Origin of the sequence: Marinobacter daqiaonensis (assembly GCF_900115285.1) — a bacterium.
Taxonomy (GTDB): Bacteria; Pseudomonadota; Gammaproteobacteria; order Pseudomonadales; family Oleiphilaceae; genus Marinobacter; species Marinobacter daqiaonensis.
Genome location: NZ_FOYW01000003.1, coordinates 358,319 through 378,948, shown reverse-complemented (window position 1 = coordinate 378,948; position 20,630 = coordinate 358,319). Strand labels below are relative to the sequence as shown.

The following is a 20,630-nucleotide window of genomic DNA, read 5'->3' as shown; positions in this document are numbered from 1 at the left end:
TCAGTCATATACACGCTCGCCCGGAACAAAAGGTTCCAGCTCTTTCGCCATGTTACTCCTGAGGCTGGCGCGGCACCGGTGAAGACGGGACTTGACGGTGCCCACCGCGATGCCCAGAACCTCGGCGATGTCTTCCTGTCGCCAGCCATCCACGTCATGCAGCAACAGAAGAGTGCGCTGATCCGGCGACAGGCTGTCCAGGGCACCCGCCACCGCCTGCTGCAGCTGCTCGTCCCCGAGGTGCCGGGCGGGCCCGGCTGCGCTGTCCACAAGACTGTCGAGAAAATCGGCGCCCGCTTCCTCGGACATGAGGCTTGAGGCCGGACGGTCCGCCTGCCGACCACGTTTGCGGGTCACGTCGATAAAGCGCCGGTACAGGACCCTGTTGAGCCAGGCGCCGGGTTGATCCACCTCATAAAGCTCCTCCGCCCGGGGAAAGAGCTTGGTGAGCACATCCTGAACCAGGTCCTCGGCATCTTCCCGCTGACCGGTAAGACGGTAGGCGAAACGGTACATGCCCACCAGGTGAGGGCGGACAGCGTCTTCAAAACGTCTGGCGGGAGAGCGCCGGAAGGGGATCAATGCCACTAAAGCAACCTGTGGATGGAGTGTTAAGGGGCCTTATACCAGAAAACGTGACCGGGTGCGCCGCCCTTTGTCCCATCTGACGATCGTTGCATTCTGTACATTTTGTAACAGGATTCACTGGAACCCGAATGAAAAGGTCAACGTTGTATCCTCAGGCGCCGCGATTTTCACTGATCGGAGGAGCCGAAGCTAACTAACGGCCCGCGCCTTTCATGAACGGGCTTACGCTCCGAGGAGGATGTATGAAGTATCCATTGATCAAGAGTTTTGGTGTGGCAACCCTGGCAGCTGCCATTGCGGCTTGTGGTGGCAGTGACAGTGGTTCTTCTACAGGGACGATGTCACTGGATCTAACAGACGCGCCCGTAGATAACGTCACAGAAGTCAACATCTCTATCACAGGCGTTGAATTACAGCCAGCCGAGGGCGACAGGATCAGCTTTGAGATTGACAACCCTGATGTTCGTACCGATCTGAATCTTTTGTCTCTGCAAGGTGGTGCGGTCGAGGCGCTTCTGACCAACCAGGAACTGCCTGCGGGTGAATATGAGTGGATGCGCCTCAGGCTTGGCGACGGCAGTACCTTTACAGTTCTCGATAGTGAGGGTTCGAAAACGCTGTTTGTTCCTTCCGGAGCACAACGGGGCCTGCAAACCTCGGGCTTTACTGTTCCGGCCGGAGGCAATGTTGACTTCACAATTGATTTTGACGTCAGAAAGTCGCTCGCCTATAACCCTGGACCGGATCGCTACGTACTTCGCCCCACCCTTCGCCTGGTCGACAACGTGGAAGTCGGAGAAATCGCGGGCACCGTTGACAGCACGCTGATTGCCACAGCATGCGGCAGCGATGATTCAAAACCCTATCCTGGTTCCGTTTACATTTTCTCAGGAGCTGACGAAACTCCTGATGATATTGGCGGCGAAAACGAACCTCTGGTAGCCGTTCCGGTTGACCAAGAGACATTTGGATTTATCGCAGCGTTTATTCCCGCTGGTGACTACACCGTTAGTTATACATGCGATGAGGACAACATCACTGATGAAAGTGGCAACCCGATTGATGACAGTTTGACGTTCTATGGAACAGAACCGGGAGTCACGGTCGAAGCTGGCGCGACTACAGAGCTGACAATCCTCAACAACTAAAATTGAACAACGTTTCAAGCCCCTGCCCCGCAGGGGCTTTTTCATTTAAAGCTGCGCAGCCCGTCGCTCCGCCTGCTCCGCTCCTGCCACATTGCCCCGTTCACGGCGAATATCCGCCAGCAACAGCCAGCCCGTCTTCTGAAGCTTGTGGTTGGAACCGGATAGCGACAGCCCCTTGAGGGTGAACTGCTCCGCTGAACCCAGATTGCCCATTCTCACATAGGCTTCGGAAAGCTTGAAATACACCTGTGCCGAACGGGGGGAGATTCGCTGGGCCCGCTCAAGCTGGCTCAGCGCGGCCTCGGTGCGCCCCCGGGCCATCAGGTCGTCGGCCTGCTGAATCAGGCTGGCGGCAGCGGGAGACAGGTCATCGCCCTGCTCCTGGTAGGCTGGGCTCGGGGCAGGCTCAACCTTGCCTTCTGGCTGCTCGGACAGTTTCCGGGAGGGTTTTTCCTGCTCCTCCTCCACAGCGGGTGGCCGGGGTGCTTCCGGGGTCCTTGGTTCAGCACCGGGCGTCACATAAATATCGCTGGCGCACCCGGCCAGTCCGGCCATAAAGAACCCCAGCATGGCCGCTTTTATTAATCTCTGACTCATTGGAACAATCCTTCAAACCAGCCCCGAAGGCGTCGTGTGAAATCACCACCGCACCCTTCAAACCGCTCCGGCTCACTGCCGACAATGAAGGGAATCAGCCGTGCATTCTCGCAGTGGTTGTCGGTAAGCACACCCTGTGTACTGTTGACCCAGTGATACTGTACACCGTCGGGCACCACCGGCGAGAATCCGTGCTGGGGCACCCGGGCCATGAAACGGGCCCAGACCGGGAGCGCACCGCTGGCGCCGGTCAGGGATGTTGGGCCGTTGTCGTCGCGGCCCACCCAGGTCACCGCCAGCAGATCGCCGCTGAAGCCGGCAAACCAGCTGTCACGACCGTCATCGGTGGTGCCGGTCTTGCCGGCCAGCCCCAGACTCTCGTCCACGAAGCGATAGGCAGACCGGCCGGTACCCTCACGCATCACTTCCTGCATGGCATACTGCACCAGGTGAACCGCCGCTGGGTCGGCCACCTGATCCACTTCCAGACTGTAGCGACTGAGGACCGCACCGTCAGCACCGGTGACATCGCGAATGGTCCGCAACGGGGCGTTGAAGCCGGACGTGGCCAGGCCCTGGTAGATCTGGGCCACTGCAACCGGGGACAGGGTGACCGAACCCAGGAACATCGAGGGATAGCGATTGATGGACGATGTCACGCCAAACGCTCGCAACGTCTCCGCCACGGCCGGCACGCCCACATCCAGACCCACCCGCACCGCCGGCAGATTCCAGGACCGTGACAGCGCAAGATGCAGGGGCACCTCCCCCCGCTGTTCCTTGTCGAAGTTCTTAGGCTCCCAGCGCTGACCGTTTTCAAATTCCAGGGCCAGGCCGGCATCCCTTACGGGGGTGATCAGGGTATACCTGTCCGGCTGTGTCAGGGCAGTCAAATAGACAAAGGGTTTTACCAGGGAACCGATGGGCCGCTGCGCGTCCAGTGCCCGGTTGAAGCCCGCGAATGACGCGTCACGACCGCCCACGAGAGCGAGCACTTCACCGCTGTCCCGGGCGGTCACCACCATGGCGCCTTCCAGGCGGTTATCGGCGGAGCGCTGGTCAAGCTGCTGCAGAGTCTGGGTGACCGAGGCCGCAGCCTGCTCCTGTATGGCCGGATGCAGGGTGGTGAAGATCCGCAGCCCCTCGCTCTGCAGATCATCCTGATGATAATCCCGGGCCAGGTGGCGGCGGACCAGGTCGATAAACGCCGGATAGCGGTGCTCGGACCAGGAAGGGCGGCTGGTGACGCCCAGCGGCCGTCCACTGGCCTTGCGGGCGGTTTCGCGGTCGATGGCCCCGGCCTCCGCCAGCAGCTCGATCACCAGGTTGCGCCGTGCCAGCGCCCGCTCGGGGTTTCGCCGCGGGTCGTAGTAACTGGGCCCTTTCACCATGCCCACCAGCAACGCTGACTGGTGCAGGTCCAGATCGCTGAACCGCTCGCCGAAATAGAACTGGCTGGCCAGGCCGAAGCCGTTGATACTGCGGTTGCCTGCCTGCCCCAGGTATACCTCGTTGAGATAGGTTTCGAGAATGTCACGCTTGTCGTAGTGCCATTCCAGCAACAGGGACATCAGCGCTTCGTTGCCCTTGCGCACCAGGGTCTGGTCGCGGGTCAGAAAGAAATTCTTGACCAGCTGCTGGGTCAGGGTGCTGCCCCCCTGCACCACCCGCCCGGCCTGAATATTGGCCAGAAACGCCCGGCCAATGGATAGTGGGGCGATGCCGATATGGTCATAGAAGTTGCGGTCTTCCGTGACCAGCAGGGCTTCCTCGAACAGCGCCGGCGCATCCTCGAGGCTGACGAGTACCCGGTCTTCCCGGTGGGCGGGATAGATGCCACCGATCTGGGCCGGCTCCAGGCGCACAATGGGTGACGGTGCGCCTTCGACGATCCGCATTGCGGTGACCTTGTTGTCGGCCACGGTCAGGGACAACCGGCGGCGTGGCTCAATGCCATCAACGAAATCAAAGCCCCGGGTGCTGATCAGAAAACGGTTGCCATTCTGTTGCCAGGTGCCGGCCTGCTGACCGTTACCCGAGCGATAGCCTGCCAGCTGTAACTCCTGCCGCAGACCCTCGGCGGAAACGGTGGCGCCATCATACAATTCCAGGGGGCGGGCGAAGACCCGGGACGGTACCTCGAAACGGCGTCCCTCGAAGCGGGAGGTAACCACCGCATCCAGGTAGACCATCCAGCCCGCGAGAACGACCAGGGCAACCACGGCCAGCCTCCAGCTCACATGCCAGAGGCGTTGGCGCCAGGAGGAGGCAGACTTTCGGGGCGGAGATTTTTTGCGTTTGGCAGGTGTTTTCTTTGGCATCCGCGGATTATAACCAATCCCCGGCGGGGACCGTCAGCCAGCTTCGGTATTATTTGTGTAATCTCACCGTTATGATAGTTGCCGTAACCCCCTGCCCGAAAACCGGGCCAGCCACTGCCAGGAGGAAAATATTGTGAGTGATGCACCGGCGAGCCGCCTGATCGAGAACCTTCAAGACCCGGCGCTTTACGATCATCCGGTCAAAGAATTCCAGATTCTGGAAACCCACATCTCACAGGTCATCCTCACCGGCGACTACGCCTACAAGATCAAGAAACCCCTGGATTTCGGCTTTCTCGATTTTTCCACACTCGAGAAACGGCTCCACTTCTGCCAGGAGGAACTGCGCCTCAACCGTCGCCTGGCAGAGCCACTCTACCTCGACATCGTCGCCATCACCGGCACGCCGGAGGCACCGGAATTCAATGGCGCCGGCGAACCCTTCGAGTACGCGATACGCATGCGGCAGTTCAGTCAGGACGGGCTGTTCGACGGCCTCCAGGAGCGCGGGAGCCTGACACCGGAGCTGCTCAGCGAGCTGGCTGAGGACGTAGCCCGGTTTCACGACCAGCTTCCCCCGATCCCCGACGACAAGCCCCTGGGCACACCGGAAGCGGTATTTGCCGCCATGCAGGAGAATTTTGACCAGATCCGGCCGATGCTGGACAACGATGCCGACCTTATCGGCCAGCTCGACGCCCTGGAGGGCTGGGCCCGTTCCACCTTCGAGCGCCAGCAGGCACTGATTGCCCAGCGCCGCCAGAACGGCTACGTCCGGGAATGCCATGGCGACCTGCACCTGGCGAACATCACCCTTTTTGAAGGCAGGGTAACGGTTTTTGACTGCATCGAGTTCAGCGAACCGTTCCGCTGGATTGACGTGATCAACGATCTGGCGTTCCTGCTGATGGACCTGGAGTCCCGCCGGGAATTCGCCCTGGCCAGCCATACTCTCAACACCTACCTTGAATGGCGTGGCGATTTTGAAGGGCTGGAGCTTCTCCCGCTCTACAAGTCCTACCGAGCCATGGTGCGGGCCAAGATCGCCCTGTTCACCCGTGGTAACGAAGGTCTGTCCGAGCAGGACAGAAGCGGCCTGCTGGACAAGTACCGGGACTATGCCAACCTGGCGGAGCACTACACCGAAATCCCCATGCCTTACCTGCTGGCCACTACCGGTCTCTCCGCCAGCGGCAAGTCCACCGTCAGTCATGCCCTGGCCTCGGAGCTTGGTCTGGTGCGACTGCGGTCGGACGTCGAGCGCAAGCGCATGGCCGGTCTGGGCCCGCTGGACAACTCGAAGTCCGGTGTTGGCGAAAACCTGTATACCGAGAAGGCCAATCGCCAGACCTATCACCGTCTGGCGGATCTTTCGAAGCAGTTGCTGCTGGCCGGTTTCGGCGTGATCGTCGATGCCGCCTGCCTGAGGGAGAACGAAAGGGAGTTGTTGGCCGGCGTCGCGGAAAGCCTGGGCGTGCCCTTCGCCCTGATTCACTGCGAGGCCCCCGAGGAAACCCGGCGCCAGTGGATCCGTGCCCGCAGTGGGGACGCATCCGAGGCCGATGAGTCGCTGCTCGACAAGCAGAAAGAGTGGGAAGAGCCGATCTCCACCATGGAGAAGACCCACACTGTCCATGTGCATACGGACGAGTCCCTGGCCGCGGGCGAGCTCGCCCAACGTATCCGCGCCCACTTCGGAATCACGGGAACCGAATGAGTCCGGCGGTACCGGTTGCTGGCAAGTCCTGGACAACCATCGGGGCCGAGGAGAGTATCCGGGAGGGCCAGTTCCTGGAATTCAGCCTGGGCGAGACGCCCTGCTTCGTGTTCCGCCGGAAGGGACATCTCTATGGCTACCGCAACCGGTGCCCACACCTGGGCATTACCCTGAACTGGCTGCCCGAGCGCTTTATGGACAGCGATAACTGCTTTATCCACTGTGCCACCCATGGGGCGCTGTTTACGCCCGAATCGGGTGACTGCATTGCCGGGCCCTGCCAGGGGGACAGCTTGACGCCCCTCACCCTCCGGGTGGTGGGTGGCCAGGTGGAAGTCAGGGATCCGTCAGAGCACCACGGCTAACTCCCGCACCAGAACCAGACTGCCGCTTGGCTCACCGCCTGCCTCCAGCTCTGCCTGCCAGGCCATCACCTCCACCCCCTGAGAGGCCGCTTCCCGGAGCAGCTCGCCATAGGCCGGGTCGATGTGATCTGCCGGCCTGACCTCCCGGATGCCGGTGTGATTGACGCAGAACAGCAGTATCGCCCGGTCACCACCCCTGACCTGCGCCATCAGCTCCCGCAGGTGTTTCTGTCCCCGCAGGGTCACCGCATCCGGAAAGTAACCGATACCGTCCTCACAGAGGGTTACGTTCTTTACTTCGACCCAGGCATCGGACCGGCTTTCGTGGCCTGACAGGTGGAGGTCAATCCTGCTTTTCTCGTCGCCGTAACGCACCTCCGCCCTGACCGTGCCGTAATCCGCCAGCGAAGCGATCCGCCCGGCCTCGACCGCGGCCCGGGCCTGGGCGTTGGGCCGCGCAGTGTTGATGCAGGCAATCTGGCCCGGCCCGGTTTCCACCAGTTCCCAGGTATACCGCAGTTTGCGGGCGGGGTTGCTGGCCGGGCTCAGCCATACACGGGCATCAGGGGGCTGACAGCCCTGCATGGAGCCGGTATTGGGACAATGGGCTGTCACGGTGCTGCCATCGGGCAGTCGCACATCCGCCATGAAGCGTTTGTAGCGTTTGACCAAACGGCCCTCGATAAGAGGTTCAGGGAATTTCATCACTTCTCCATGGTGAGATGAGGGACGTGGGTCCGGCATCATACAAAGCTGGCGCGCCCGCAGCATATCTGCTATTTTCCGCAGATTCCTGGGGAGCCTCCAGGCTCCTGATTCAGATGGGCGCGGCACGGACCGCGTCCTTTTGGAGTATCAAATAAGAGGCCGGGTTACATGGCAAAGACTGCAGAGAACGCACGCGAGAGCTTCACCAACTTCACCCCCTATGAAGCCAAAAAGGGTGAAGAATACATGAGCCCTGAAATGCTGCAACACTTCCGCAACCTGCTGATGCAGTGGCGTCAGGAGTTGATGGAGGAAGTGGATCGCACCATGCACCACATGCAGGAAGACGCCGCCAATTATGCGGACCCCAGCGATCGGGCATCCCAGGAGGAGGAGTTCTCACTCGAGCTTCGCACCCGGGACCGGGAACGCAAGCTGATCAAGAAAATCGACAAGACCATCGACCGCATCGACAAGGAAGACTACGGCTTCTGTGACCAGTGCGGTGTCGAGATCGGCATTCGCCGGCTTGAGGCCCGCCCCACCGCGACCCTCTGCATCGATTGCAAGACCCTGGCCGAAATCCGCGAGCGCCAGACCGGCATCTGAGATGAACCCACAGTGGGTGTGTGGCCAGCAGGTACGCGCACCCGCTTCCCCCCTGCCATGACCACGACCGAATATCGCGGACGATTCGCCCCCTCTCCCACTGGCCCTCTGCATTTTGGCTCTCTGGTGACCGCCCTTGCCAGTTTTCTGGAGGCCCGCACCCGTAAAGGCAAGTGGCTTGTCCGTATCGAAGACCTCGACCCCCTCCGGGAAAGCCCCGAAGCCACCGACCGCATCCTGAAAAGCCTGGAGGCCCACTCACTTCACTGGGACGAGGGCGTGCGCTATCAGTCGGCGCGACTGGAAATCTACCACACCGTTGCGGATGATCTGGTCAGTTCGGGCTTTGCCTATCGCTGCGGCTGCAGCCGCAGCGAACTCAGAGCCAACGACGGGCATCATCCCTTTCACTGCCGAGAGGGGGGCGAAGCGCCTCCCGACCGTCCGGTCGCAACGCGGTTTGCCCTTACGGATGAGGTTTTCAGTTGGCGGGACCGTATCCTGGGACCACAGCAACAGGTGGTGCAGGGCATGCGGAATGACCCGGTGATTCTGCGCAAGGAGGGCTTTGTCGCTTACCAGCTGGCCGTGGTCGTGGACGACGTGGACCAGAGCATCAGCGACATTGTTCGGGGGTCGGACCTGCTGGAAACCACCGCCCAGCAGCAGCAGATATACCGTGCCCTGGGTGCCACGCCGCCCAGCCGGGCTCACATTCCGGTTGTGCTGAACCGCCAGGGACAGAAGCTCAGCAAGCAGAATCATGCCCCTGCTCTGGATGACACCCACCCTGGCCGAAACCTCTGGGACGCGCTGGTAACGCTCGGTCAGCAACCACCTACGGAGCTACGGGATGCCCCAGCGGATCTTCTGCTCTCCTGGGCGGACGAGGCATGGGACCTGACCCTTCTTCCCCGGAGCAACAGTCACGCCCCGGAGTACGCAACCTGACAGCCGACCCCGCCACGTGATATAACCCCGGGGTTATCTGCCCGGACAAACACGCTGATGTATATCTATCGCCTGGTATTTCTGCTGGTTCTGGCCGTCTATATCTTTTCACCCAACATTCTGGACTGGTGGGTATCACCGGGCAATGTCTGGTATTCCCCCTATCTGTTCTGGATCAGCCTGATCGCCGTCGGTGTCTGGCTGGAATGGCGACGGGACCCCAATGAGTTTTAGCCTGCCGGTTCTTCTGGTTGTCAGTCTGGGCTATCTGCTCACGCTGTTCGGCATCGCCCATGCCACCGAGCGCGGCCGCCTGCCCGGGCGCTGGGCACGTCACCCCCTGGTTTACACTCTCAGCCTGGGCGTATACGCCGGAACCTGGGCTGTTTACGGTGCGGTGGGCGTGGCCGCGGAATACGGATACGGCTTCCTGGCCTATTATCTGGGCATCAGCGGTGCTTTTCTGCTGGCACCGGTACTGCTGAACCCGGTGATGCGCATTGGCCGGGCCTACCAGCTTACCTCCCTGGCGGACCTGTTTGCCTTTCGCTACCGCAGCCAGTGGGCCGGCACCCTCGTCACGGCCTGCACGGGCATCGCCCTCATGGCACTGCTGAGCATGCAGATCAAGGCGGTCTCCGACAGCGCCAGCCTGCTCACCCCCAATGCCTCACCTCAACTGATCAGCACTCTGTTCAGTGTCCTTGTGGTGTTGTTCGCCATGCTCTTCGGCACACGGCGGGACCAGACCTCCGGCAGCCACCAGGGGCTGGTGGTGGCCATCGCCTTCGATTCGCTGGTCAAGCTCGGCGCCATGCTGCTGCTGGGGACAACCATCCTGTTCACGGTCTTCGACGGCCCCGCCGGACTCAACGAGTGGCTGGCGATGCCTGCATCGGGCGTCAGCGCACTGTCTCTGAGCATCGAGGACGGCAGCTGGCGGGCCCTGATGCTGATGTCTTTTGCCGGCGCCCTGGTACTCCCCCACATGTACCACATGATTTTCAGCGAAAACCCCAGCCCCCGGGCGCTGTCCCGGGCGAGCTGGGGCCTTCCCCTTTATCTTCTGTTGCTGGGTCTGCCGGTGCCGCTGATCCTGTGGGGAGGCATGGCGCTGCCTGTGGCGGACGGTCCGGCCTTTTACGCACTCACCACCGCCCAGACCCTGGGCAACCCCTGGCTGACCATGCTGATGTACGTGGCGGGACTGTCCGCAGCCAGTGGCCTGATGATCGTCAGCACCCTGGCGCTGGCCGGAATGGTGCTGAACCACGTGGTGCTTCCCCTGCGGACGCCGCGGGATCAGGGAGACATTTACCGGTGGCTGCGCTGGGTCAAGCGACTCCTGATCGCGGTGATCATCTTCGCGGCCCTGCTGTTCCACGAGCTGATGGGCCGGGACCTCGATCTTTCCACCCTTGGGATACTGGCACTGTCGGGCATGCTGCAGTTGCTGCCCGGTGCCCTCGGGGTCATCTACTGGCCGGAAGGCAATCGCAAGGGCCTTATCAGCGGCCTTCTGGCCGGCCTGACCCTCTGGGCGGTCACTCTGGTGCTGCCACTGTCTCAAACCGGTGATCTGCTGGGCTGGATGGATCTCCCCATCGCGCCGGAATACGACAACTGGCACATTTTCACGTTTATCAGCCTGGGCGTGAACATTGTCGCCTTTACCCTGGTGTCCATTATCAGCAAGACCAGTGCTGAGGAAAGCAGTGCCGCCCAGGCCTGCTCCCTGGGCGCCCTCTCACGGCCCCAGCGCAGGGAGCTGATTGCCGCCTCCTCTTCCGATTTTGTCCGCCAGCTGGCGGACCCCCTCGGTTACACGGTTGCCAAACGGGAAGTGACACGGGCCCTCGAACAGCTTGACCTTCCCCCGGTGGAGTACCGTCCCTACCAGTTGCGCAGATTGCGTGATCAGATTGAAGGTAACCTGTCGGGCCTGATGGGGCCGTCTGTCGCCCAGGACCTGGTGAAGCGTCATCTCGGATTCAAGCCCATGGTGGGCAGCCGCACCGCCCAGGACATCCAGTACGTGGAGCGGGCCCTGGGCGAGTACGAGAACCGCCTGACCGGCCTGGCGGGCGAACTGGACAATCTGCGGCGTCACTACCGACAGACCCTTCAGAACCTTCCCATTCCCGCCTGCTCCGTCGGTGACGACGGCGAGATCCTGATGTGGAACCAGGCCATGGCGGAACTCACCGGCATTTCCGCAGACGAGGTGGTGGGAGCGAGACTGCTGGCCCTGCCCTCCCACTGGCGTAACCTGCTGGATGAGTTCGTCCATGGCCCCGACCTCCGGCGCTACAAACACCGCCTCGATCTCAGGGGACGGCCCCATTGGCTGAACCTGCACAAGGCTGCCCTGGCGGGTCCGGACCATCACGAGGGTGGCAGCATCATCCTGGTGGAAGACCAGACCGAGACCCGGCTGCTGGAGGACGAGCTGATGCACAGCGAGCGGCTGGCGTCCGTTGGCCGCCTGGCTGCCGGCGTGGCCCACGAGGTAGGCAATCCGGTCACAGGAATCTCCTCCCTGGCCCAGAACCTGAAGCTGGAAACCGACGACCCTGACATCCTGGAGACGGCCGACCAGATCCAGCAGCAGACCCGGCGCATCTCCAATATCCTACAGTCACTGATGAACTTTGCGCGCACCGGCAACCATGCCCAGGCCAATCGCTACGAGCCCGTGCGCATAAGACGCTGTGTGGACGAATCCATCAACCTGCTGTCCCTGAGTGACAAGGGCCGGGGCATTGACTACAGCAACGAATGCCCCGAGGATCTGTTCGTGCTGGGAGACGAGCAGCGCCTGGTCCAGGTATTCGTCAATCTACTGGCCAACGCCCGGGACGCGTCTCCCGCCGGCGGCGCCATCCGGGTCAGTGGAAACCGCGACGAATACTCCGCTATCATCGAGGTCGTCGACCAGGGGACCGGGATTCCTCCGGATCAGCTCGATCACATCTTCGAGCCTTTCTATACCACCAAGGGCGCCAACCAGGGTACCGGTCTTGGCCTTTCCCTGGTTTACAGCATCGTCGAGGAACATTACGGCACGATTAACGTGGAGAGCCCCGCCAGCAGCGAATCCGGGCGGGGAACCCTGGTACGGCTGAAGCTTCCTGCCTACGAAGAGGAAGGGAATGCCGCAACCGACAGCGACAATCAAGGGTCATAAAGACACTATGCACCGCATTCTCATTGTTGAAGACGAAGAGATTATCCGTTCGGCCCTGCGCAAGCTGCTGCAACACAACGGCTACGAAGTCGCCGTGGCGGATTCCGTCGAGCGGGCAACAGGTGACGAGGACCTGCCCTCCTTCGACCTGATCATTTCCGACCTTCGCCTGCCCGGTGAGGCCGGCACCAGCCTGATCAACCATGCCCCCGGCGTACCGGTGCTGATCATGACCAGTTACGCCAGCCTGCGGTCCGCCGTCGATTCCATGAAGAAGGGTGCGGTGGAATACATCGCCAAACCCTTCGACCACGACGAGATGCTTGAGGCGGTTGAGAGCATCCTCGCCACCGCCTCGGAGCGGGTTCCACCGGTGGAGACGGGTGCCAATGCCGACCATGAGGCCGAAGGCGATCCCTCCCAGATCATGTACGGCCAGTGCGATGCCATGCAGCGGGTGTTCACCCTCATTCGCAAGGTGGCGCCCACGGAAACCACCGTACTGATCCAGGGGGAGTCCGGCACCGGCAAGGAACTGGCCGCCCGGGCGCTGCATATGCTCTCTCCGCGAGCGGCTCGCCCGTTGATTTCAGTCAACTGCGCTGCCATTCCCGAGAGCCTGATTGAATCGGAACTGTTCGGTCATGAGAAAGGCTCCTTCACCGGAGCCGTATCGGGACGCACCGGCCTGATCGAGGCGGCGGACGGGGGCAGCCTGTTCCTGGACGAGATCGGCGAACTGCCTCCGGAAGCCCAGGCCCGCCTGCTGAGGGTGCTTCAGGAAGGGGAGATCCGCAAAGTGGGGGCGACCCAGAGCCGCCAGGTGAATGTTCGCATGATCGCGGCCACCCACCGTAATCTCAAGGCCATGACCCGCACCGGAGAATTCCGCGAGGACCTTTACTACCGGCTCAACGTGATGCAGATCCGTATCCCGCCTCTGCGGGAGCGGACCGGCGATGTCCTGGGCCTGGCCAGACGGTTCCTGGAACGCCAGGCGGAACGCATGGGCAAGCCCGGCCTGAGCCTCTCACCCGAGGCCATGAGGGCGCTGGAGAAGCATCGCTGGCCCGGCAATGTACGGGAGCTGGAGAATGCCATCGAGCGGGCCACAATTCTTGCGGACGGCGACGTTATCACGCCCTCGCAACTGGACCTGGAAATGGAGGGCGGCGATGACTACTCGATTCCCAGCAGCCTGGTCGAAGGTAACAATGAACAGACACCGCCACCTTCGCGGGAAACCGACACGTCGAGCGATCTCTCCCTGGAGGACTATTTCCAGCATTTTGTCCTGGAAAACCAGGATCGTATGAGCGAGACCGAACTGGCCCAGAAACTGGGAATCAGCCGGAAATCCCTTTGGGAACGGCGCCAGCGCCTTGGTATCCCCCGCAAGAAAGGCTGACGCCCTGTCGGCCTGGCCTTCTCACTCCCCTTACACGAAATCAGCCCTTGCCCGGAGCGTTATGCACCGGGTGTTACCCCAATGTTACCGGTCCGGTAACACGACCCCTGTTACCCGGTGTTACCGCACGAAACACGGCATAGTGGAAAACCGAGACCTGGGTAACACTAACCCGGGATTTTTTATTCCCAAAATCCATTAGGAAATCGCAACACACTGTTAATAAAGCATTTTGAAAAACTGGCACGCGCCCTGCAATACTCTACGTGCACAACAACAAAAACAACGTGCCATAGCAGCGACACAACAAGAACAAAAAGCTGCAGAACAAGCGCCCGGTAACAAAGACAAGAATAGGGCGTGAGCGAACTGAGTGTTTTGGGTGCTGAGCTTTTTAGTGGTGCCTTGGCTTGTGAGAATCGTAGTTGTAGATAAGAAACGTCTTCCAGACGTCGCTACCTCTGCTCAAGATGATCACCTGGTCACTACCGCTCTCTGTATTCAAAGCGTTCCGTTTGCAGGATTATGCCTCTGGTTGAGGCAATCGCAGGCACTGCCTGCCAAATAAAAATAACCGCAAAAAACAACAACAATGCAGATCGTCTACTCTTCCGGGGCGGGTTCGCGAAAGCGTTCCCGCCTTTTGATTTTAAGGGCCTCCATAAGCCATTGCAGCGGGATTCCCGCGGCAACATGGGCAAATCCTGCGCAAACCGTTAAACTCTCCCTCCTGCACGAATGGTTCCACCCGATTGTGGCTGCCATTCCAGCCTTTTCAAACGCCGGCCAGCCCCGGGAACCGGGCTGCCCATACGCAGTTCATGGATTTCAATGCTGAAAAACATACAGAAAAGAGTACGTGCCCTGTTTCCCGGCAAGACACCGAAGCTACCGGTGTACCAGCGCCAGGAGATCCCGAGGGATCAGCACAACGTCTCGCGCTCTGCCATCAGTGAGCCTGCCAAGAAAGTGCTCAACCGGCTCAATAACGCCGGTTACGAGGCCTATCTGGTGGGGGGTGGCGTGCGCGATATCCTGCTGGGAGAACAGCCCAAGGACTTCGACATCGCCACCAATGCCACGCCGGAGGAGGTTCACGAGCTGTTCCGCAATTCCAGGCTCATCGGCAGGCGCTTCCGTATTGTCCATGTGCTGTTCGGGCGGGAAGTCATTGAGGTCACCACCTTCAGGGGCAACGCCAACGGTGAGGACCCGGAAGAAGACGATGACCGTCGCACCAGCGAGCACGGCCTGCTGCTGAGGGACAACGTCTACGGCAATATGGAAGAGGATGCCCTCCGGCGGGACTTTACGGTCAATGCCCTGTACTACTGCATACGCGACTTCACCGTGATCGATTATGCCCGGGGGGTCGAAGACCTGAGGCAGCGACAGCTTCGGCTGATCGGTGATCCCGAGACCCGCTATCGGGAGGATCCGGTGAGGATGATCCGGGCGGTGCGGTTCGCCGCCAAGCTCGGTTTCACCATTGAACCCACCACCGAGGCTCCCATCCGTGAACTCGCGCCGCTCCTCAGCCATATCCCGGCGGCTCGCCTGTTCGAGGAAGTCCTCAAGCTGTTTTCCGCCGGCCACGGCGAGTCCACATGGTATCTGCTCAAGCAGTATGACCTGATCGCACCGCTGTTCCCGGCAACCGTCAAGGCTCTTGATGACGGGCTCTCAGATGCACTGATCATCCGGGCTCTCCAGAATACCGATGACCGCATTCGCCAAGGCAAGTCCGTCACCCCCTATTTCATGTATGCGGCCCTGCTCTGGCCTGCCCTTCAGGCGGAATGGCAGCGGCGACAGGATAACGGTGAAGCGGTTCAGCTGGCGCTGCACCAGTCGATCGGCAAGGTGATTGGCAAGCAGGTACAGGCCACCTCGATCCCCAAGCGCTTCTCCGGCCCCATGAAGGAGATCTGGGAGTTGCAGATGCGTCTGCCAAGACGCCAGGGCAAGCGCGCCTACGCCATTATGGAACACCCCCGTTTCCGCGCCGCCTACGACTTCCTGTTGGTGCGGGAGGCCGCCGGGGAGATCGAGCCCGGCCTGGGTCAATGGTGGACCGACTTCCAGAGCGCCGATGACCGGGAGCGCGAGAAAATGCTGAGCCAGCTTGGCCAACAGGGTCCGCGCAAGCGCCGGAGGCGTCGCAAACCCGCGAGCCAGGACACAGGCGGGGGCGACAACGGATGACCCCGCCGGTTGAGGCCTGGATAGGGCTTGGCAGCAACCTCGAGGATCCGCTGGCGCAACTTGCCCGGGCGGTGTCCGGCCTGGCCACCCTGCCGGACACGGTCCTCGCCGGACAGTCTCCGTTCTACCGCAGTCGGCCCATGGGCCCCCGGGACCAACCGGATTTCGTTAATGGGGTGGTTCTCCTTCATACCCGGTTACCCGCTGAAACACTGCTGGACCAGCTACAGGCTCTTGAACAGGCCCACGGGCGGGTACGACTCAGGCACTGGGGACCACGAACCCTGGACCTGGACCTGCTGCTATATGGCGGCGAAACCATCGGCACCGATCGGCTGACCGTGCCCCACCCGCGCCTTGCGGAACGGGACTTCGTGCTCCGGCCAATGTTGGACATCGATCCCCAGCTGGCTCTCCCGGGCGGACAGCGAGCGGCGGAGCTGCTCGCCCACTGCGCGGACAATGACCTGATACGCCTGGAACCGAAGGCGTCTTCCGGCCTTGCCACACCACCCCACCAGCATTAACCTTGGAAATCCGTACCGGTCTCCCGCATTCTGGTGGTCCGGCCGGCCCCTGGCTGGTCCGGGCCCCGGGTAATTCATTCACAGCATAGGCATAACGGTTATGGCGGTTACCATCAACACCCTGCGCGATTACAAGGAAAAAGGTGAGGCCTTTGCCGTTCTCACCGCCTACGATGCGGCCTTCGCCCAGGTTGTCAGCGAAGCCGGGGTCGACGCCATCCTGATTGGCGACTCTCTGGGCATGGTCCTGCAGGGCAAGGACAGCACACTGCCGGTCACCATGGACGACATCTGCTACCACACCCGCTCCGTGGCCGCCGGTAACCGGGGAGCCCTGATCATGGCGGACATGCCGTTCATGAGTTATGGCACCATCCCCGACGCCCTGGAGAATGCGGCCCGGCTGATGCGGGCGGGCGCTCATATGGTCAAGCTCGAGGGCACCGACTGGATGAAGGACACCATCACCGCCCTGAGCGAACGGGGTGTTCCGGTCTGCGCCCACCTGGGGCTCACCCCGCAGTTCGTCAACAAGTTTGGCGGCTACAAGGTGCAGGGCCGGGAAGAGAAACAGGCTGAACTGATGATCGAGCACGCCAGCGAGCTGGTGGCGGCCGGCGCCGATGTGATCCTGCTGGAGTGTGTTCCGGCCCCCCTCGCGGCCCGCATCACCCAGGCGGTGCAGGCGCCGGTGATCGGCATTGGTGCCGGCAGGGACACCGACGGCCAGGTGCTGGTGCTGCACGACATGCTGGGCATTCCCGAAGGCCGCAAAGCCAAGTTTGTGAAAAATTTCCTGGAAGAAGGGGGAAGCATTCCCGGCGCGATCAAGGCTTACGTCAAGGCCGTCAGGGAACGCACTTTCCCGTCTGAGGAGCACACGTTCAAATAATGCGTACCGTACACACCATCAAGGAACTGCGCGCCGTTATCCGCAGCTATCGCAACCAGGGCAAGCGGGTGGGCCTGGTGCCCACCATGGGCAATCTCCACGAAGGGCACCTGGCGCTGATTCGACGGGCCCGGGAAGCCTCCGATGTAGTGGTCACCAGCATCTTCGTCAATCCGATGCAGTTCGGTGCCGGCGAGGACCTGGAGGCCTATCCCCGAACCCTGGCCGAGGACCAGCGCAAACTTGAACAGGAAGGCAACGCTTTGCTGTTCGCCCCCACCGTGAGGGAGATCTACTCGGCGGGCCTCGCGCTTCAGACCCAGGTGGTGGTGCCGGAAGTCAGCGAAGGCCACTGCGGTGCCAGCCGACCCGGTCATTTCACCGGGGTGGCCACGGTGGTGACCATGCTTTTCAACATGGTTCAGCCAGACGTCGCCGTATTCGGCGAGAAGGACTACCAGCAGCTGGCGGTCATCCGCAAGATGACCCGGGACCTGTTCATGCCGGTGGATGTCATCGGCCTGCCCACCATTCGCGAAGCGGACGGCCTGGCCATGAGCTCCCGCAACGGGTACCTGTCGGCGGACGAACGCCGGAAGGCGCCGGCAATCCACCGGGTAATGACGGAAACCGGCGCCGCACTGGCCGGGGGCAGCGATGACTTTGCCGGCCTGGAGGCCTCCGCCAGGGAGAACCTGGCCACGGAAGGATTCCGCCCGGATTACTTCAATATCGTCAACAGCTTCACCCTGAAACCTGCCGAACCCGGAGACCGTGAACTCACCATCCTTGCGGCAGCATTCCTGGGGACAACGCGGCTGATCGATAATCTGTCGATCGTCCGTTAACCCTTTTCGAAAGGACGCGAAATGACACAGGCAAGCCTACCTCTGACCCGCAAGCCGGAATGGATGGCACTAAATGACCATCAGGCGCATATGGCGGACAGCCACATGCGTGAGCTGTTCCGGGAGGACCCGGAGCGATTCCAGCGGTTCCTGCTCGGCGCCGCCGGCCTGCAGCTGGACTATTCCAAGAATCGCATTACCCGCGATACCCTCTCTCTGCTGGTGGACCTTGCCAATGCCTGCGGACTGCCTTCGGCAATCGAGGCCATGTTCGACGGCGACGCCATCAACAACACGGAGGTCCGCCCGGCGCTACATACCGCCCTGCGGGCGTCAGCGCATACCGACATCCGGGTGGACGGCAACAACATCGTACCCGAGGTGCAGGCCACCCTGGACCAGATGGAGCGCTTCGTGGATGAAGTGCACGGCGGCGCCTTTACCGGCTTCCGGGGGAATGCCTTCACCGACGTGGTTTCCATCGGTATCGGCGGTTCCTACCTGGGCCCCCGCATGGTCACCGACGCCCTGAAGCCTTTCTGGCAGAGCGGTATCCGCTGCCACTATGTCGCCAACATCGACGGCACCAACGTCAGCGAAGTGCTCGGGGAGGTGGCTCCGGCGACCACCCTGTTCCTGATCCAGTCCAAGTCGTTCGGCACCCAGGAGACTCTCGCCAATGCCCGGGTGGCCCGCCAGTGGTTACTGGATGCCGGAGCCAGCGAGAAGGATCTGGGCAAACACTTTGTGGCCGTCACCAGCAATGTTGCCGCGGCCACGGAGTTCGGCATCCGCGAAGATGGCATCTTCCCCATGTGGGACTGGGTGGGCGGGCGCTACTCCCTTTGGTCCGCTATTGGTCTGCCAATCGCGCTGACACTTGGCATGGACCATTTCCGCGGCCTGCTGGCCGGGGCGCGGGCGATGGACCAGCACTTCCGGGAAGCGCCGCTGGCCCGGAACATGCCGGTTGTAATGGCTCTGCTGGGCATCTGGTATGTGAACTTCTGGGGCGCCGACAGCCATGCCATCCTGGTCTACGACGAGTACCTCAAGGAGCTGCCAGATCATCTGCAGCAACTGGACATGGAGAGCAACGGCAAGCGGGTGGATCGGGAAGGCCGGCCTGTGGACTACGCCACCGGGCCGGTGATCTGGGGTGGCGTGGGCGCCAATGGCCAGCACGCCTATCACCAGTTGCTGCACCAGGGCACGGTTCTGTCCCCGGCGGACTTCATTATCCCCCTGAGAACCCACAATCCCGTGGCACGGCATCACGCCGTCCTGTTCGCCAACTGCCTGGCCCAGAGTCAGGCCCTGATGCAGGGCAAGACGGAGGCCGAGGCCCGATCAGAGCTGGAGTCCCAGGACCTGCTTCCGGAAGAGGTTGATCGCCTGTTACCTCACAAGGTCGTGCCGGGCAACAAACCCTCCAATACCCTGGTCCTTGAACGGACCACGCCGGAAACTGTCGGCGCCCTGATCGCCCTTTACGAGCACAGGACCTTCGTCCAGGGGGTGATCTGGAACCTGAATTCCTTCGACCAGTGGGGTGTGGAACTTGGCAAGCAGTTGGGAAAACCGATCCTGAACCAGCTTGAGAAAGGCACCGACGGAGACGGCATCGACTGCTCGACCCTGGGGCTGATCCGCCTTTTCCGCGGCGAGCCGTAGCCCTGCCCCGGGAAACCTCAGCCCCGCCAGCGAAACGCCACCGGCCAGAGTTTCTGGTCACTGCGGTAGGCCCGCCACAGCTCGCGATAGGTGCGGCCATCCACCGGATGGCGCTCATCGCCAGCCAGGTCCGCAAGCGGTCTCAGTACGAAGGCGTTAACCAGAATTTCCGAACGGGGAATATCAACACCGTCCTGCGACCGGTCGAGATCGCCGTAGGTGAGGATATCAAGATCCAGGGTGCAGGGACTGAAGCGCTTCGACCCGGCACAGCGCCCGTTATCAGCCTCGATTCCCTTGAGGGTCCGGGACAGCGCCGCCAGTGGCAGGGTGGTTTGCAGGCCCACGACCAGATTCAGGAAAGGCGAGCCATTGAAGCCCACCGCCTCGTTCTCATAAACCGGCGACACCGCCAGCTCCCCAAACATCCCTTCGAGGGCATCGAGTCCGGCGCGGATGTGGCGCTCACGGTCGAGGTTGCTACCCACCCCCACATAGACCCGGACCGGGGGCGTCATTACCAGTTTCCCCGTTCAATCCGGACCCCAACACTGCAGGCTCCGGGCACCGCCCCCGGCTTGCGCAAGACCAGCCTCACCGCGGGAACCGAGAATTCCGCCATCAGGCAGGCGGCCAACTGCTCGGCAGCCGTCTCCAGCAGAGCGGGCTGGCATTGCTCCAGGAAGCGGGCGGCCCGATCACTCACTGCGGCATAATCCAGGGCCCGGGACACGTCGTCGGTGGCCGCCGCCTCACGGTTATCCCAGGCCAGCTCCAGATCGAGCAACAGGGTCTGCCGGATCTGCCGCTCCCAATCGTAAACGCCGATCACCGTCTCCACGGCCAGGCCTTCAATCAAAACACTGTCAGTCAACTCACCCGGCC

The 20,630-nt window shown here is 61.7% G+C and carries 19 protein-coding genes; 13 read left to right on the top strand and 6 right to left on the bottom strand.

Going from position 1 to position 20,630, the window contains the following annotated elements:
• The gene (locus BM346_RS16835) at positions 1-588 is read right to left on the bottom strand and encodes an RNA polymerase sigma factor (RefSeq protein ID WP_092015957.1); all 588 of its coding nucleotides are present in this window, start codon (positions 586-588) and stop codon (positions 1-3) included.
• Positions 589-830: 242 nt separating this feature from the next.
• On the opposite strand from BM346_RS16835, the gene BM346_RS16830 reads away from it, so the two are divergent.
• On the top strand, positions 831-1,736 hold the full coding sequence (locus BM346_RS16830; RefSeq protein WP_092015954.1) for a DUF4382 domain-containing protein: 906 nt from the start codon (positions 831-833) through the stop codon (positions 1,734-1,736).
• A 45-nt stretch (positions 1,737-1,781) separates the two neighbouring features.
• Here the strand turns inward: BM346_RS16830 and BM346_RS16825 are convergent, their stop codons facing one another.
• Both BM346_RS16825 and mrcB read right to left on the bottom strand, forming a co-directional pair.
• Complete coding sequence (locus BM346_RS16825) at positions 1,782-2,333, bottom strand: tetratricopeptide repeat protein (protein ID WP_092015951.1); 552 nt, start codon at positions 2,331-2,333, stop codon at positions 1,782-1,784.
• On the bottom strand, positions 2,330-4,654 hold the full coding sequence (gene mrcB / locus BM346_RS16820; RefSeq protein ID WP_092015948.1) for a penicillin-binding protein 1B: 2,325 nt from the start codon (positions 4,652-4,654) through the stop codon (positions 2,330-2,332). The genes BM346_RS16825 and mrcB overlap by 4 nt, the downstream gene beginning before the upstream one ends.
• A 133-nt stretch (positions 4,655-4,787) precedes the next feature.
• Here mrcB and BM346_RS16815 point away from each other — a divergent pair, with 133 nt between their 5' ends.
• Both BM346_RS16815 and BM346_RS16810 read left to right on the top strand, forming a co-directional pair.
• Positions 4,788-6,371 (top strand): bifunctional aminoglycoside phosphotransferase/ATP-binding protein, encoded by a 1,584-nt coding sequence (locus BM346_RS16815; RefSeq protein WP_092015945.1) that lies wholly within the window; start codon positions 4,788-4,790, stop codon positions 6,369-6,371.
• Complete coding sequence (locus tag BM346_RS16810) at positions 6,368-6,736, top strand: Rieske (2Fe-2S) protein (protein ID WP_092015943.1); 369 nt, start codon at positions 6,368-6,370, stop codon at positions 6,734-6,736. Before BM346_RS16815 ends, BM346_RS16810 begins: the two co-directional genes overlap by 4 nt.
• Here the strand turns inward: BM346_RS16810 and sfsA are convergent.
• Entirely contained in the window at positions 6,719-7,441 is a 723-nt protein-coding gene (gene sfsA, locus BM346_RS16805; RefSeq protein WP_092015940.1) for a DNA/RNA nuclease SfsA, read from the bottom strand. The genes BM346_RS16810 and sfsA overlap by 18 nt on opposite strands.
• A 171-nt stretch (positions 7,442-7,612) precedes the next feature.
• Here sfsA and dksA point away from each other — a divergent pair, with 171 nt between their 5' ends.
• The 10 genes from dksA (at position 7,613) to pgi (ending at position 19,745) form a co-directional block, all read left to right on the top strand.
• Positions 7,613-8,053: an RNA polymerase-binding protein DksA gene (gene dksA, locus BM346_RS16800; protein ID WP_092015937.1), complete on the top strand. Its 441-nt coding sequence runs from the start codon at positions 7,613-7,615 to the stop codon at positions 8,051-8,053.
• 57 nt (positions 8,054-8,110) lie between these two features.
• The gene (gluQRS, locus tag BM346_RS16795) at positions 8,111-9,004 is read left to right on the top strand and encodes a tRNA glutamyl-Q(34) synthetase GluQRS (RefSeq protein WP_092015934.1); all 894 of its coding nucleotides are present in this window, start codon (positions 8,111-8,113) and stop codon (positions 9,002-9,004) included.
• Positions 9,005-9,061: 57 nt separating this feature from the next.
• Entirely contained in the window at positions 9,062-9,238 is a 177-nt protein-coding gene (locus BM346_RS18125) for a hypothetical protein (RefSeq protein WP_167812578.1), read from the top strand.
• Entirely contained in the window at positions 9,228-12,191 is a 2,964-nt protein-coding gene (locus BM346_RS16790) for a sensor histidine kinase (RefSeq protein WP_092015931.1), read from the top strand. The genes BM346_RS18125 and BM346_RS16790 overlap by 11 nt, the downstream gene beginning before the upstream one ends.
• 7 nt (positions 12,192-12,198) lie before the next feature.
• Positions 12,199-13,599 (top strand): sigma-54-dependent transcriptional regulator, encoded by a 1,401-nt coding sequence (locus BM346_RS16785; protein WP_092015928.1) that lies wholly within the window; start codon positions 12,199-12,201, stop codon positions 13,597-13,599.
• An 831-nt stretch (positions 13,600-14,430) separates the two neighbouring features.
• Positions 14,431-15,804, top strand: a complete 1,374-nt coding sequence (pcnB, locus tag BM346_RS16780) for a polynucleotide adenylyltransferase PcnB (RefSeq protein ID WP_092015925.1) — start codon at positions 14,431-14,433, stop codon at positions 15,802-15,804.
• Positions 15,801-16,331, top strand: a complete 531-nt coding sequence (gene folK / locus BM346_RS16775) for a 2-amino-4-hydroxy-6-hydroxymethyldihydropteridine diphosphokinase (RefSeq protein ID WP_092015922.1) — start codon at positions 15,801-15,803, stop codon at positions 16,329-16,331. The genes pcnB and folK (BM346_RS16775) overlap by 4 nt, the downstream gene beginning before the upstream one ends.
• A gap of 100 nt (positions 16,332-16,431) precedes the next feature.
• A complete protein-coding gene (gene panB, locus BM346_RS16770) occupies positions 16,432-17,223 on the top strand; it encodes a 3-methyl-2-oxobutanoate hydroxymethyltransferase (RefSeq protein ID WP_092015919.1) in 792 nt (263 codons plus the stop codon).
• Positions 17,223-18,071, top strand: coding sequence for a pantoate--beta-alanine ligase (gene panC, locus BM346_RS16765; RefSeq protein ID WP_092015916.1), 849 nt, complete (start codon positions 17,223-17,225; stop codon positions 18,069-18,071). Before panB ends, panC begins: the two co-directional genes overlap by 1 nt.
• Before the next feature lie 21 nt (positions 18,072-18,092).
• Complete coding sequence (gene pgi, locus BM346_RS16760) at positions 18,093-19,745, top strand: glucose-6-phosphate isomerase (RefSeq protein ID WP_092015913.1); 1,653 nt, start codon at positions 18,093-18,095, stop codon at positions 19,743-19,745.
• A gap of 17 nt (positions 19,746-19,762) precedes the next feature.
• On the opposite strand, the gene folK (BM346_RS16755) is transcribed toward pgi, so the two are convergent.
• Both folK (BM346_RS16755) and folB read right to left on the bottom strand, forming a co-directional pair.
• Positions 19,763-20,263, bottom strand: a complete 501-nt coding sequence (folK, locus tag BM346_RS16755; protein WP_092015910.1) for a 2-amino-4-hydroxy-6-hydroxymethyldihydropteridine diphosphokinase — start codon at positions 20,261-20,263, stop codon at positions 19,763-19,765.
• Entirely contained in the window at positions 20,263-20,619 is a 357-nt protein-coding gene (folB, locus tag BM346_RS16750; protein ID WP_092015907.1) for a dihydroneopterin aldolase, read from the bottom strand. The genes folK (BM346_RS16755) and folB overlap by 1 nt, the downstream gene beginning before the upstream one ends.
• Between the last annotated feature and the right edge of the window lie 11 nt (positions 20,620-20,630).